The following is a 13,778-nucleotide window of genomic DNA, read 5'->3' on the forward strand; positions in this document are numbered from 1 at the left end:
CCAGTCAAATACGTTTACCGAGGACCGGAACCCATGTCCGGTAAAAAGCTTCGAAGGTTCCATTATCAAGCGCCTCCCGTATTTTCTCCATCATCGTATTATAAAAATAGAGATTATGCTGAACGCCGAGGCGCATCGCCAATATTTCATTGACGCGGAACAAATGCCGCAAATACCCGCGGCTGTAATTTTGACAGGTTGGACATCCACAATGTTCATCAAGCGGCCGACTGTCTGTTTTATATTTTTCGTTGTGCATAATCCGGATACCCTCCCATGTGAACAGCGTCCCATGACGGGCATTGCGGCTTGGCATCACACAGTCAAACAGATCAATACCGCGGTAAACACCTTCGAGTATATTGACCGGCGTCCCCACGCCCATCAGGTAGCGCGGCTTGTCCACAGGCATGTACGGCTCAACCGCTTCAATTGTATCATACATTTCCTGCGCTGTCTCTCCAACTGCCAATCCTCCGATCGCGTAGCCGTTCAGATCAAGTGCAGCGATTTCCTGCATATGTCGGATACGCAGGTCCGCATATGTGCTTCCCTGATTGATTCCAAACAACAGTTGGTTCCTGTTGATCGTATCGGGAAGCTCGTTGAGGCGCGCCATTTCGCGTTTGCACCGCTCCAGCCAGCGCGTTGTCCGCGCGATCGAACGCTCTGTATAGTCATAGGGCGCAGGATTCTCAATACATTCATCAAACGCCATCGCAATGGTCGAACCAAGATTGGACTGGATACGCATACTTTCCTCAGGACCCATAAAAATACGCTTACCGTCCAGATGGCAGGCGAATGTGACTCCTTCCTCCTTGATTTTGCGCAGCTTTGCCAGAGAAAACACCTGGAATCCGCCGCTGTCCGTCAAAATAGGTCTGTGCCAATTCATGAACTGATGCAGACCGCCCATAGCCCGGATCACATCATCGCCAGGACGTACATGCAGATGATAGGTGTTGCACAGCTCAACCTGGCACTTGAGATCTACCAGATCGATTGAAGAAATACCACCCTTAATGGCAGCGGACGTTCCGACATTCATGAATGCTGGCGTCTGGATCGTTCCATGTACCGTTTCAAATTCTCCACGGCGTGCATGGCCTTCCTGTTTCAGCAATTTGTACAAAGCTCTCCCCCTCTGGTTGTCTATCGTGATTATTTTTAAAGAATCAGCATTGCATCCCCGAAGCTGAAAAAACGGTAATTCTCCCGAACCGCGATCCGATAGGCTTCCATTGTATGCTCGTAGCCTGCGAATGCACTGACCAACATAATAAGCGTGCTTTCAGGCAGATGGAAATTTGTAATCAAGCCATCAAGCACTTTAAATGTATAGCCCGGATAGATAAAGATACTTGTATCCCCTTCATCCGCTCTGATTTCGCCGCATTTGGACGCAACCGATTCAACGGTCCGACAACTGGTCGTCCCAACACCGATCACACGTTTGCCGCGCATATGCGTCTCATTGATCAGATCGGCTGTTTCCTGCGACAGAAAGTAATGCTCGGAATGCATATGATGCTTTGTAACATCCTCAACACGCACAGGCCGGAAGGTACCAATTCCAACATGCAGCACGACATTGGCAATATTGATACCCTTTTCGTGCAGGCGATCCATCAGCTCCGGCGTAAAATGCAGGCCCGCTGTCGGCGCGGCTGCGGAGCCGGGCTGCTTGGAATAGACCGTCTGATAACGTTCACGATCTGCAAGTTCGGCTGTGATATAGGGAGGCAACGGCATATTTCCAATCTTTTCAAGAACAGGATAAATGCTTTGCCCTTCATAATGCATCCGAACAAGCCGGTTGCCGCCCTCGACGGTTTGCAGCACCTCACCGACAAGCAATCCATCGCCAAATACAAACCGCGCTCCGGCTTTTGCTTTCTTCCCTGGTTTGACCATAACTTCCCAGATATCGCGCTCCTTTTGCTCCAGCAAAAGAAACTGCATATGCCCGCCCGTATACTCCTTGACACCGTACAGGCGCGCTGGAATCACGCGCGATGTGTTGACGATAAGCGTATCGCCTGCGTCAAGATAATCAGGCAGATCGTAAAAGTGAAGATGCTTCACCGCACCTGTTTGACGGTCGAGTTGCAGCATTCGGGAATGATCGCGCGGCTCAATAGGCGTCTGCGCAATTTGCCGTTCAGGCAATTCAAAGAAAAAATCGGACGTTTTCATCCGTGATAAGTCCCCCTATAGGCGGCAATCGCCTGAATTTCATTATAGTAAATCGGCACAACCGATTGACATATTTACATTATAATGATAATATAATGCTAATTAGCCGAACCGGTAGAGGCGCGTCTTTCATAAGTATCCGGAATCAGACTGCCAAGGTCGTTAAAATCCGCGGGAAAGGGACAGACGCCGAAGGAAACGCGCGGCAAGCGTTTTCCTGGGCGCATGGCTGAACAAGCATGCGACTGTCATCATTGTACTATGATGGAGTGCTATGGAGACGGCTGGCGGACGAACTGGCGTCTGCTGGAACGAGTCGATAACCTCTTTATTATAGTATAATCCATGCCGGTTTTCAACCGGCTTTTTTTATAGATTGCAGCGCAATCTATAAAAAAAGCTGGGCCGCTTTGATAAAATGCGAGGCGCTCTCCTGCAAGAGTGGCTGCGTCAACAGGCATAAGGCTAATTTCAGCCATGCGACTCTGTAATTTTGATTAACAAACGCCGGCGCTGTCCCGGCGTACCGTTTGAAAGGATGTATGAAGGACTATGAAGCAATATCGTGTAGGCGTCGTCGGTGCGACAGGGATGGTTGGCCAGCGATTTGTTTCCCTATTGGAGCAGCACCCCTGGTTTCAACTAACCGCGTTGGCGGCCTCTCCCCGTTCGGCCGGCAAGACATATCGCGAGGCGGTTGGCGCGCGTTGGGCCATGGCGAATCCAATGCCGGAGCAAGCGGCTGACATGGTCGTTCTCGATGCGTCTGATGTGGACAGTGTAGCCAAAAAGGTCGATTTTATTTTTTGTGCTGTAGACATGAAAAAGGACGAGATCCGCGCGCTGGAGGAGCGTTATGCAAGGGCGGAATGCCCTGTTGTTTCCAATAATTCTGCGCATCGCGGAACACTGGATGTTCCGATGGTCATTCCGGAGATCAACGACGCGCATCTGGAGGTGATCGCCTCGCAGCGCACGCGCCTCGGTACCAAGCGCGGTTTTATCGCGGTTAAATCGAACTGCTCGCTGCAAAGCTATGTGCCGGCGCTTCATCCCCTGATGGCTGATTTCGGCGTATCAAGGGCGCTTGTGTGTACTTATCAGGCGATTTCCGGCGCTGGTAAGACATTTGATACCTGGCCGGAGATGATCGATAATGTCATCCCCTATATAGGTGGCGAGGAGGAAAAAAGCGAGCAGGAGCCGCTGAAAATATGGGGCCGTGTTGAAAATGGGTCCATTGTCCCGGCGGCGTCCCCGTCTATCACCGCTCAATGTCTGCGTGTTGCTTGTTCCGATGGACACATGGCCGCCGTATTTGTCAGCTTTGACCGAAAGCCGACAATGGAGCAAATCCTGGAGAAATGGGCCTCCTATTCCGGCGCTCCCCAAGCGCTCAAGCTGCCGAGCGCGCCAAAGCAGTTCTTGTACTACTTTGAGGAGGCGGACCGCCCACAGACAAAGCTGGACCGCAACCTGGAAAACGGAATGGCTGTGTCGATCGGCCGTCTGCGTCCTGATACGCAGTACGATTATAAATTTGTCTGCCTCTCGCACAATACGCTGCGCGGCGCTGCCGGCGGCGGCGTTCTTTTGGCCGAGCTGCTGGCCGCGAACGGTTATTTTGACTAAAACTGTTTGGTAACTGGGGCGTCTTTGTTATCCACCTACCTTTAATCAAGCGTTATTATGGAAAGGGACGAACGGCAATGAAGAAAACAATTTTTACAGGTGCGGGTGTTGCAATCGTAACGCCGATGAACCCCGATCTTTCCATCAACTGGGAACTGCTTGGAGTCCTGATAGACGATCAGATTGCACATGGAACAGATGCGATCGTGATTGCGGGGACGACCGGGGAGGCTTCCACTATGACCGATGAGGAGCATGTCCAGTCCATCCGGTTCGCTGTGGAACGCGCCGCCGGCCGTGTTCCGGTTGTCGCAGGCGCCGGCAGCAATCATACCGATTATGCGCTCTGGCTGAGTCGTGAAGCAAAACAGGCCGGCGCAGATGCGCTGCTGCATGTTACGCCCTATTACAACAAAACGTCCCAGGCAGGACTTGTACGCCATTTTATGACGTTGGCCGATGCGACAGATCTGCCTGTGATTCTCTACAACGTTCCAAGCCGGACCGGCGTGAATATACAGCCGAAAACATATCAGGAGCTGTGTAAGCATCCTAATATTGCAGCAACCAAGGAGGCCAGCGGCAATCTCTCGCAGGTTGCAATGATACGCAGCCTGTGCGGTGACGAACTGGATATCTACTCCGGAAACGACGACCAAATTGTTCCGATTCTTTCGCTTGGCGGAAAAGGCGTGATCTCTGTGTTGTCGAACGTTGCTCCGCGTGAAGCGCACGACATCTGTCAGCTATATTTTGATGGTAAGGTCCGCGAAAGCGCCGATCTTCAGATTAAATTGCTTCCCTTGATCAATGCGTTGTTCTGTGATGTGAACCCAATCCCTGTCAAGGAGGCTGTCTGCATGATGGGATGGGACGCTGGCATGTGCCGCCTGCCGCTTGTCCAATTAAACGCGGAGCATAAGGAGCTGCTATCCCGGGAAATGAGAGCGGCGGGCCTCATCTGATGGCAAGGTCAAGGAGCATTTTCAAACAGTTTCTATAATTATGACGTAAAAATCCAATTTCGGAACGAATCAATTTTTGTTCCGGTTATACTTAAAAAGAGGTTAAAATGAAAAGAATCCTGTTGTCCGGTTGCAATGGCAAAATGGGACGCATCATCGCAGGATGCGTCCGGGAGCGAAAGGACTGCACCATTGTAGCAGGTATTGATCCATGCGGCCGTCCGCTTGACGGTTTTCCCGTTTTTACCACGCCGTCCGATTGTGCGGTTGTAGCGGATGTCATCATTGATTTTTCCCATCCCGACGCGCTTGAACCGCTGCTGCAATACGCTGTTGCTGCGCAGATTCCAACTGTCATTGCGACGACCGGCCTTTCGGAAGCTCAAACAGACTTGATCCATGAAACATCTGTATCCATACCGCTGTTCTTTACCGCTAATATGTCGCTTGGCGTCAACCTGCTCATGGAGCTTGCCAAAAAGGCAGCTGCTGTCCTGGGTGGGCAATTTGATATTGAAATGATCGAAAAACACCACAATCAAAAAATTGATGCGCCGAGCGGGACAGCACTCATGCTTGCCGATGCTGTTTCAGATGTCTTGGAAAAGCGTCCGAAATATGTTTATGACCGGCATGCCATGCGGGAAAAACGTACAAAGGATGAGATCGGCATCCATGCGGTCCGCGGCGGAACGATTGTGGGCGAACATGAGATCGTGTTTGCGGGGCGCGACGAGGTGTTGACGTTGTCTCATTCCGCGATGAGCAAAGAGGTATTTGCAACAGGCAGTATCAATGCGGCACTGTTTTTGTGCGGCCGTCCGAATGGACTTTACAATATGGGCGACCTGGTTTCCGGGATGGCAGAGCAGTAAAATGAAAGGAATGATTGTCTATGGATGGTGTGGGCGTCACAAAAATAACTGTGAGCGAGGATGTCGCGCTCGTTACCTTTTGCCGGATGCCGATGGATCCCACGGTAATGGCGGGGGTTTTTTCAGATCTCGCGTCCGCCGGGATCAATGTCGATATGATCAGCCAAACGGCGCCACAGGGCCGGACAGTCGATCTTTCATTTACTATCCCCTCCTGCGATTTGCTGGCGGTTCTTGATATTCTGAACCATTTCCGTGAAGCACATCCAAATGTCCGGCCAATGATGAGTAACGGAAACTGTAAAATTCAGCTATACGGCGAGGAGATGCGCGAACTTTGTGGTGTCGCAGCGTCCGTTGTCTCCGCTGTGGCGCAAAGCGGCGCGGACCTGATGCTGATTACAACAAGCGAGGTCGATATCTCCCTGTTGATTCCACAGACATGCTGCATGGATGCAGTCCGTGCACTTGAAAGGACATTCTCAGTTCAAGCTTCCTACGAATAAATTGATCAATATAAAAGAGAGGGGCGGCTTATGCCGCCCCTCTCTTTATGTGTTGCGATCACTCTGATGAAACTGTTTAAGATTTCCAATCTTTTGACGACGCGCTTCCAGAATCTCCTCGATGCGCTCAGGACGAATGTCCTGCTGCGCCATCAGTACAAGTAAATGATAAAGCAGATCACAGATTTCCTCCTCAGTATCCGTGTTGATGCCGTTTTTTGCAGCGATGATGACTTCGCTGCATTCCTCGCCGCATTTTTTCAGGATTTTGTCAAGCCCTTTTTCAAACAGATAACACGTATAGGAGCCTTCCTGTGGCGCGTCACGGCGGCTGAGAATCACATCATAAAGCCCTTTCAGCACATCATTCATCAATCTTCCCCCCAAATTTCCTTAAAAAAGCAACTATGTGCGCCGGTATGACAGGCATTCCCGGCCTGTTCAACAGTTACAAGCAGTGTGTCGTCGTCGCAATCGGCGCGCAGATCAACCACCTTTTGAAGATGCCCCGATATTGCGCCTTTATTCCATAATTCCTGCCGCGACCGGCTGTAAAACCAGGTATAGCCCGTTTCAAATGTTTTTTGCAGACTTTCACGGTTCATATAAGCGAGCATCAACACCTCGCCGGTGCCCTTCTCCTGAATGATCGCAGGAACCAGTTCCGACTTTTGAAAATAAAGATCCAGATTGCGCATCATGACCTCCTGACCGGGATACCACGTTCGACAAGATGCGCCTTTACCTGTCCAACGGTCAGCTCCCGAAAATGAAACAGCGAAGCGGCAAGCGCCGCATCCGCGCTGGTTCGCTCGAATACGTCTGAAAAATGCTCCAACGCCCCGCAGCCGCCTGAAGCAATTACAGGGATAGAAACCGCCTGTGAAACAGCGTTTGTTAAATCAAGATCGAAGCCGCTTCTGCATCCATCCATATCCATTGATGTGAGCAGAATTTCACCCGCACCGAGACGCTCGCATGTTCTGGCCCATTCGACGGCATCCCGCTGCATATCGATCCGCCCGCCATTCACCACAACCGTGAACCCTTCTCTGTCTGCTTTACGGCGCGCATCGATTGCGACCACAACGCATTGGCTGCCAAAACGGTCGGCCGCCTCACGGATCAGCTGTGGATTGCGCACAGCCGCCGAATTGACGGAAACCTTATCAGCGCCAGCACGCAAAAGCGCCTGAAAATCGTCGACAGAGCGGATGCCTCCTCCAACTGTAAGCGGTACGAATACATTGCGCGCCGTATTGCGCACAACATCGAGCATTGTTCCGCGCCCTTCATGCGTCGCGGTGATATCAAGAAAGGTAATCTCATCGGCTCCCTGACGATCATACTCAATCGCACATTCGACCGGATCGCCAACCTCGCGGATTCCTACAAAATTGACGCCTTTGACGACCATACCGTCGCGTACATCAAGACAAGGGATGATCCGTTTGGCTAACATGTCTGCTCACCTGCCCTTTCAATGGCGCGGCGCAGATCAAGACTACCCGTATAGATGGATTTTCCGCAGATAACGCCATAAAGCCCCAATGCGGCGCAGGACGCGATGTCGTGAAGATCACGTACGCCGCCGCTCGCGATCACATTGCAGGAAACGGCTTCGTGCAGCGCTGAAAGCTGGTCAAGGTTAACGCCTTCCTGCATTCCGTCACGCGCAATATCTGTAAATATAATATACTTTACACCGATATCCCCCATCCGCCGGGCCAACTCAATATAATGAATCTCGCTTGTATCGAGCCACCCCTCCGTCGCGACCATTCCATCCCGCGCGTCGATTCCAACAGCGATGCGGCTGCCATACGCACGGACGGCATCTTTTACAAGTGTGGGATTTTTGACGGCAGCCGAGCCAAGTATTACACGTGCAATTCCATGTTCTAAATATCGCTCGACAGCAGCCATGTCCCGGATGCCGCCCCCAAGCTCCACCCGAAGACCGCTGTTGCGTGCGATCTCAAAGAATATCTGTTCGTTTTTTGCACTGCCTTCCTTGGCCCCGTCGAGGTCGACCATGTGAACCCACGCGGCGCCCGCGTTTCGGAACGTTTCGGCTGTCTGCACTGCGTCCTCCGCAACTTTGTGCGCTGTCGCAAAATCCCCGCGGCGCAGACGCACGCAGCAGCCGTCTTTGATATCGATCGCCGGTAAAATAATCATTGGCACAACCTCGCAAAATTTTTCAACATCGCAAGCCCAACCTCTCCGCTTTTTTCCGGATGGAACTGCGCGCCATAGATAAAACCACGATGTACAAGCGCTGGGATGCGTTCGCCGTATACCGTATAGCAGGAGATATTTTCATCCGGCGTTTGAGCGCAGTAGGAATGCACGAAATAGACATAATCTCCATTTTTTGTATGCTCTGTCAAAGTACACGGATGAAGGATTGTCAAATCATTCCACCCCATATGCGGGATTTTAAGTCCGCCGCCTTTGATCAGGCGTACCTCCCCAGGGATCAGCCCAAGTCCCTGCGTCTCCTCAAATTCATAGCCGCGTTCAAACAACATCTGCATACCAAGACAGATGCCGAGCAAAGGCTTTTTCTGCGCCTCTGCCTGAATGACTGGTACAAGCCCCGACGCATGCAGCCGGCGCATCGCCTCCGGGAACGCCCCGACCCCCGGCAATATCATGCCGTCACAGATTTCCAGCACAGCCGGGTCGTTTGTGGTACAGCAAGTAATATTTAGATAAGCAAGCGCATTCTGCACGCTGAACAGGTTTCCGGCGCCATAGTCGATGATCGCAATCACGTCTTACAACACCCCTTTCGAGGAGAGGACGCCGCCGTCTCTCGGTACAACGGCCTCTTTCAGCGCATGAGCCGCCGCTTTAAACAACGCCTCAATCTTGTGGTGATCGTTTTCACCGTACAAAACGCGCAGATGAAGCGTCATGCCAGCGCCAAAGGCAAGGGCGCGGAAGAACTCGCCTGTCATGCAGCAGTCGAACGTGCCGACCGACTGGTTTGCAAACGCGCAGTCAAAAATAAGAAACGGCCGGCCGCTGATATCGACAGAACAGAACGCGAGCGTCTCGTCCATTGGGATGAAAAAGCTGCCGTAGCGCGCGATCGAACCTTTGTCCCCGAGCACCTTTGAAAACGCCTGTCCAAGCACGATGCCAGCATCCTCAACGGAGTGATGGCAGTCAACTTGTAAGTCGCCCGTCATATTGAGCGTCAGATCAAACCCGCTGTGCACCGCGAAAGCTGCCAGCATATGGTCGAAAAATCCGATACCGGACGACCCGGAAAAGCAACCCGTTCCATTGAGGTCAAGCGACAACTCGATATCCGTTTCCCTGGTCGTGCGTCGAATGGTACATGCACGCATCCAGTTCCCCTCCTATGCAATCAATGCAGAATTTCGTCTAGCAGACGAATCACAGCTCGGTTTTCCGGCGGGCCGCCTGCTGAAATCCGCAGGTAATCGCCAATATTGCGCACCGCCACCCCGCGCGCCGCCATCTGGCCAGCGGTTTTTTGCGCGTTGGATAACTGAAGCAGGACAAAATTGGCCTGCGTATTCCAAACGCCCTGGATGTCATCCTTGACCGAGGCAAGCGCGCACAGACGATCATGAAGTTCATCGCGCGATTGCCTGATGTCTTCGATACAGGACTTGATATAATCGGGATGTGAAAGCAGAACGCGGCCGACCGCCTGCGTCATCGAGTTCACATTATACGGAGATTTTGCGGCCTTTAGCGCAATCGCCAATGTTGGATGTGCGACGGCAAAACCTAACCGAATCGCCGCCATCCCGAACGCCTTTGAAAAGGTCTTGAGTACGATCATATTCCGATATTTTCCGGTTTCTGAAAGCAGCGAGCCGCCAGCAAAATCCATATACGCTTCATCGACGACGACAAGGCAGCCGGGCAGCGCCTCCACCACCCTGCGCACCGCATCCTGCGAGGCGCACAGGGAGGTCGGATTGCAGGGATTGGAAAACATCACAAGACGCGCATTGTTCTCCCGTGCTGTTTTGATCAGTCTGTCTGCTTCAAATTCCAGAGAAAACGCATCCTTATCCAATGCGATATGGTGTACGCCGCATGGCTGCGCATAAAACGCATACATGGAAAAATCCGGCGTAACCGTGACCATTACATCCCCAGGATTTGTAAACCAACTGACGATCAAACCGATCAATTCATCCGATCCGTTACCCGCGACCACATGCGACGGGGCAACTGAAAAAAAGCCGGCGAACGCTTCGCAAAGCTCTGTGCAGTATGGATCCGGATAACGGTTAAAATCAATGGAGCAAATTGCCTGCGCAAACTCGGAAAGCAGTTCCGGCGGCGGCGAAAGAAAGCTCTCGTTCGCGTCAAGACGAATATTGAAAAGGCCCTCAAGCGGCGCGTAGGGGATCAGGTTTTTCAGCTTTTCAGGCAGCTCATAGGTCGCTTGATCAGACATCGGAAAACCTCACTTTGATCGAATTTGCGTGCGCTGTAAGCCCTTCGCGCTCAGCAATCCGCACAATATGCCCCTGCGCTTCCATCAGCGCGGGCTGCGTATAATATAAAAAGCTCGATTTCTTTACAAAGCTGTCGACGCCAAGCGGTGAAAAAAATCGCGCCGTGCCGGAGGTTGGCAGCACATGGTTGGGACCTGCATAGTAATCGCCGAGCGGCTCGGGCGAATATTTACCCAAAAACAAAGAACCGACATTGTCTATTTTCCCGATATATTCGAGCGGATTTTCTGTCATGATCTCCATATGTTCTGGCGCAAGCTCGTTAGCCAGGTCGATCATTTCCTGTGTACAGCGGCAAATGATGATCGCGCCATAATTTTCAAGCGATTGGCGGATAATCTCAGCGCGCGAAAGGGCGGTAACCTGGCGTTCAAGCTCGGCGGCCGTTTCCTGTGCGATGCGTTCGCTTGTTGTCAGCAGGATAGCCGATGCGAGCGCGTCGTGCTCCGCCTGGCTCATCATATCCGCCGCAAGATAGACGGGATCGGCTGTGTCGTCGGCTGCGATCAGGATTTCGCTCGGCCCAGCGATCATGTCAATATCGACAACGCCGTATAACAGACGTTTAGCCGTCGCGACATAGATATTGCCCGGCCCGACGATCTTATCGACGCGCGGCACGCTCCCGGTTCCATATGCGAGCGCCGCGACAGCCTGCGCACCGCCCATCAGGAACACCCGGTCAACACCTGCGACCGCAGCAGCCGCGAGAATATCGGGATTTGCGCGCCCATCCTTCATCGGCGGCGTAACCATGACGATTTCCCCCACGCCCGCGATACGCGCCGGGATACAGTTCATCAGCACAGACGACGGATAAGCCGCCGTCCCCCCCGGCACGTAAAGCCCCACGCGGGCCAAGCCGCGGACGCGCTGCCCAATCATCACACCGTTGTCATGCGTATCAATGAAGCTCTGCTGCTTCTGACGCAAATGAAACTCTGAAATCTGCTCTGTAGCGGCAAGCAGGGCGTTGATAAATTCAGGGTCCGCCATCGTCAGCGCATCGTTGATTTCGTCGCGATCCACCTCAAACGTATCCGGGCACGCGCCGTCAAATTGCATTGTAAATGCGCGCACCGCTTCATCTCCGCCATCGCGCACCGCTTCAATAATCTCCGTAACGGCGGCCGTTACCCGTTTGTCAACCTCCCTGCTGCGTTCACGCAGCGTATCAAGCAGTGTGCGTTCCGCACGGCCGTCCGCCCTGACAATCCTGATCATGCGTCGTCCTCCCTGGTCAAATACTGTTCAATTTCTGAAATAAACGGTTCGATCTCCGCTTTGCGCAGCTTTAGGCTCGCAATATTGACAATCAACCGCGCGCTGACATCGGTGATATATTCCGCTACAACAAGCCCGTTTTCCTTCAGAGTCGCGCCTGTTTCAACAATGTCAACAATCGCATCGGACAACCCTAAGATCGGCGCCAGCTCAACAGAACCTTCGATCTTTACAAAGTTGACATCCATATTCTTCCGCTCAAAAAAAGCGCGCGCCACATTGACATATTTCGACGCAACACAGCGCGTATGATATCCCGCGTAAAAATCCACGCCCTCCGGTACGGCCAGGGCGAACCGGCACCGGCCGAACCCAAGATCGGCCACCTCATAAAAGGCGCCGCCCATCTCCATGATGGTATCCTTGCCGACAACGCCGATGTCACAAACACCATTTTCAACATAAGTCGCCACATCAGCCGCCTTGGCGAGCACAACCTCCATATTCGCATTTGCGATTGGCAAAATGAGCCGCCTTCCCTTCTCGCGGACCGCTGTGCAGTCGTGGCCGAGACGCTCAAACATCGCAATGCTGTCCTTTTCAAGCCTGCCCTTTGTCAGGGCGATCCGGATCGGCTTCATCACTCGCGTCCCTCCCGCTGCGTTTTAAAAAGATCAACTGTTTCAATGTCATCGTCAACAACATGAAGCTGACGGATACCGCGGCGGCGCGCATAGTCGGCCGACGCGTCATAGTCGTCAAACATGCTGCTTTCCACGACAAGGCCGTTATCGGTCAGCGAACGGATATAGTTGACCGCCTGCGGCAAGTGCGCTTCGTCGGAAAACACCAGGATATCCGGCGTCTGCGGCGGCTGCTTTTCAATGACAGCAGCCGCCAGATCGGCATTGACAGCGAATCCGACTGCGGGCAGAGCTGCGCCAAAATCACTGATCAGGTTGTCATAACGCCCGCCCGACAAAACCGGCTCGCCGATGCCGTCGAAATAACCGCGGAAGATGATGCCGGTATAATATTCGATCTGATTGACAAGCCCCAGATCGACGATTACGCTGCCTTCCAGCCCAAGCTGGCGCAGATAGTCGTAAATGGAACGCAGATAGTCAAGGCTTTCTTTCGCGCCGTTCTCATCAAAAAGCGCATATGCCTTCTCAAAGACCTCCTCGCCGCCGAATAGGCGCGGCAGATATCGCAGCGCCTGCGCGGCGCGCGCCGTCCCAAACGGCTCGAGCAGGTCGCCGAGCGCCGAATAATTCTTTTGCTCAATACACAGGCGAATCTGTTCCTTGATTTCATCCGGCGCGTCCAGGCTGTCAATCAGCGCCTTGAAGTATCCGACATGGCACAGCTCAATTCGAAACCGTTCCCCACCGATGTCTGAAAGTCCCGAGGCAGCCAGCTCTACAATCTCCAGATCACTGCGCAGCGCATTGGAACCGATCAGCTCCACTCCGGTCTGAAACACCTCGTTGCGTTTACCGCGCAAATCATGCTCCACACGGTAAACATTTTCGCTGTAATAGAGGCGCAGAGGCATCGGGGACGCCGCCAGACGCGTCGCCACCAGGCGGGCGATCGGGATTGTGCAGTCCGGACGTATGACCATCAGACGGCCGCGCGTGTCGGTCAGCTTATACATATTTTCCTGCGGAAAATGTGCGGCTGAGGAACCGAACACATCGTAAAACTCGATCGCCGGTGTGATGACCTGCCGGTAGCCGCGCGCGCGAAACATTGCGGTCAGGCGGCCGACAGCCTCCCCGCGCAAAACACATTCGTCAAACAGCAGGTCGCGGGTCCCGTCGGGCGTCACCTTGTCGTAGTATCTCATGGAAGCCTCCT

The 13,778-nt window shown here is 52.9% G+C and carries 16 protein-coding genes and 1 riboswitch; of the genes, 4 read left to right on the forward strand and 12 right to left on the reverse strand.

Features of this window, described 5'->3' with window-relative positions:
* Positions 1–4: 4 nt before the first annotated feature.
* Both tgt and queA read right to left on the reverse strand, forming a co-directional pair.
* Complete coding sequence (tgt, locus tag FMM72_RS05365; protein WP_160208677.1) at positions 5–1,135, reverse strand: tRNA guanosine(34) transglycosylase Tgt; 1,131 nt, start codon at positions 1,133–1,135, stop codon at positions 5–7.
* 35 nt (positions 1,136–1,170) lie between these two features.
* Positions 1,171–2,199, reverse strand: coding sequence for a tRNA preQ1(34) S-adenosylmethionine ribosyltransferase-isomerase QueA (queA, locus tag FMM72_RS05370; RefSeq protein ID WP_160208676.1), 1,029 nt, complete (start codon positions 2,197–2,199; stop codon positions 1,171–1,173).
* Between the two features lie 107 nt (positions 2,200–2,306).
* A riboswitch (Lysine riboswitch) is annotated at positions 2,307–2,482 on the forward strand.
* A 269-nt stretch (positions 2,483–2,751) separates the two neighbouring features.
* Here queA and asd point away from each other — a divergent pair.
* The 4 genes from asd to FMM72_RS05390 all read left to right on the forward strand — a co-directional run bounded on the left by asd (position 2,752) and on the right by FMM72_RS05390 (position 6,177).
* Positions 2,752–3,831: an aspartate-semialdehyde dehydrogenase gene (gene asd / locus FMM72_RS05375; RefSeq protein ID WP_162220804.1), complete on the forward strand. Its 1,080-nt coding sequence runs from the start codon at positions 2,752–2,754 to the stop codon at positions 3,829–3,831.
* A gap of 77 nt (positions 3,832–3,908) precedes the next feature.
* On the forward strand, positions 3,909–4,796 hold the full coding sequence (gene dapA / locus FMM72_RS05380) for a 4-hydroxy-tetrahydrodipicolinate synthase (protein WP_162220805.1): 888 nt from the start codon (positions 3,909–3,911) through the stop codon (positions 4,794–4,796).
* A gap of 107 nt (positions 4,797–4,903) precedes the next feature.
* Positions 4,904–5,671 carry a 4-hydroxy-tetrahydrodipicolinate reductase gene (dapB, locus tag FMM72_RS05385; RefSeq protein ID WP_160208673.1) on the forward strand — a complete coding sequence of 256 codons (768 nt, stop codon included), beginning with the start codon at positions 4,904–4,906 and terminating at the stop codon, positions 5,669–5,671.
* Between the two features lie 20 nt (positions 5,672–5,691).
* Positions 5,692–6,177: an ACT domain-containing protein gene (locus FMM72_RS05390; RefSeq protein ID WP_160208672.1), complete on the forward strand. Its 486-nt coding sequence runs from the start codon at positions 5,692–5,694 to the stop codon at positions 6,175–6,177.
* Positions 6,178–6,222: 45 nt separating this feature from the next.
* Here the strand turns inward: FMM72_RS05390 and hisE are convergent, their stop codons facing one another.
* From hisE to hisZ, 10 genes are read right to left on the reverse strand one after another with little or no spacing between them, the layout of a single operon-like run.
* Positions 6,223–6,549: a phosphoribosyl-ATP diphosphatase gene (hisE, locus tag FMM72_RS05395; protein WP_160208671.1), complete on the reverse strand. Its 327-nt coding sequence runs from the start codon at positions 6,547–6,549 to the stop codon at positions 6,223–6,225.
* Positions 6,549–6,878 carry a phosphoribosyl-AMP cyclohydrolase gene (gene hisI, locus FMM72_RS05400; RefSeq protein ID WP_160208670.1) on the reverse strand — a complete coding sequence of 110 codons (330 nt, stop codon included), beginning with the start codon at positions 6,876–6,878 and terminating at the stop codon, positions 6,549–6,551. The genes hisE and hisI overlap by 1 nt, the downstream gene beginning before the upstream one ends.
* Positions 6,875–7,639, reverse strand: a complete 765-nt coding sequence (hisF, locus tag FMM72_RS05405; protein WP_160208669.1) for an imidazole glycerol phosphate synthase subunit HisF — start codon at positions 7,637–7,639, stop codon at positions 6,875–6,877. Before hisF ends, hisI begins: the two co-directional genes overlap by 4 nt.
* On the reverse strand, positions 7,633–8,358 hold the full coding sequence (gene hisA / locus FMM72_RS05410) for a 1-(5-phosphoribosyl)-5-[(5-phosphoribosylamino)methylideneamino]imidazole-4-carboxamide isomerase (protein WP_162220806.1): 726 nt from the start codon (positions 8,356–8,358) through the stop codon (positions 7,633–7,635). The genes hisF and hisA overlap by 7 nt, the downstream gene beginning before the upstream one ends.
* Positions 8,355–8,957: an imidazole glycerol phosphate synthase subunit HisH gene (gene hisH / locus FMM72_RS05415; RefSeq protein WP_162220807.1), complete on the reverse strand. Its 603-nt coding sequence runs from the start codon at positions 8,955–8,957 to the stop codon at positions 8,355–8,357. Before hisH ends, hisA begins: the two co-directional genes overlap by 4 nt.
* Positions 8,958–8,960: 3 nt before the next feature.
* Positions 8,961–9,539: an imidazoleglycerol-phosphate dehydratase HisB gene (gene hisB, locus FMM72_RS05420; RefSeq protein ID WP_162220808.1), complete on the reverse strand. Its 579-nt coding sequence runs from the start codon at positions 9,537–9,539 to the stop codon at positions 8,961–8,963.
* A gap of 20 nt (positions 9,540–9,559) precedes the next feature.
* Positions 9,560–10,630, reverse strand: coding sequence for a pyridoxal phosphate-dependent aminotransferase (locus FMM72_RS05425; RefSeq protein ID WP_162220809.1), 1,071 nt, complete (start codon positions 10,628–10,630; stop codon positions 9,560–9,562).
* A complete protein-coding gene (gene hisD / locus FMM72_RS05430; RefSeq protein ID WP_162220810.1) occupies positions 10,623–11,915 on the reverse strand; it encodes a histidinol dehydrogenase in 1,293 nt (430 codons plus the stop codon). Before hisD ends, FMM72_RS05425 begins: the two co-directional genes overlap by 8 nt.
* Complete coding sequence (hisG, locus tag FMM72_RS05435) at positions 11,912–12,559, reverse strand: ATP phosphoribosyltransferase (protein ID WP_160208661.1); 648 nt, start codon at positions 12,557–12,559, stop codon at positions 11,912–11,914. The genes hisD and hisG overlap by 4 nt, the downstream gene beginning before the upstream one ends.
* Positions 12,556–13,767: an ATP phosphoribosyltransferase regulatory subunit gene (gene hisZ, locus FMM72_RS05440; RefSeq protein WP_160208659.1), complete on the reverse strand. Its 1,212-nt coding sequence runs from the start codon at positions 13,765–13,767 to the stop codon at positions 12,556–12,558. The genes hisG and hisZ overlap by 4 nt, the downstream gene beginning before the upstream one ends.
* Positions 13,768–13,778: the final 11 nt, after the last annotated feature.

Origin of the sequence: Anaerotruncus colihominis (genome assembly GCF_010206195.1) — a bacterium.
Lineage (GTDB): Bacteria > Bacillota > Clostridia > Oscillospirales > Ruminococcaceae > Anaerotruncus > Anaerotruncus colihominis_A.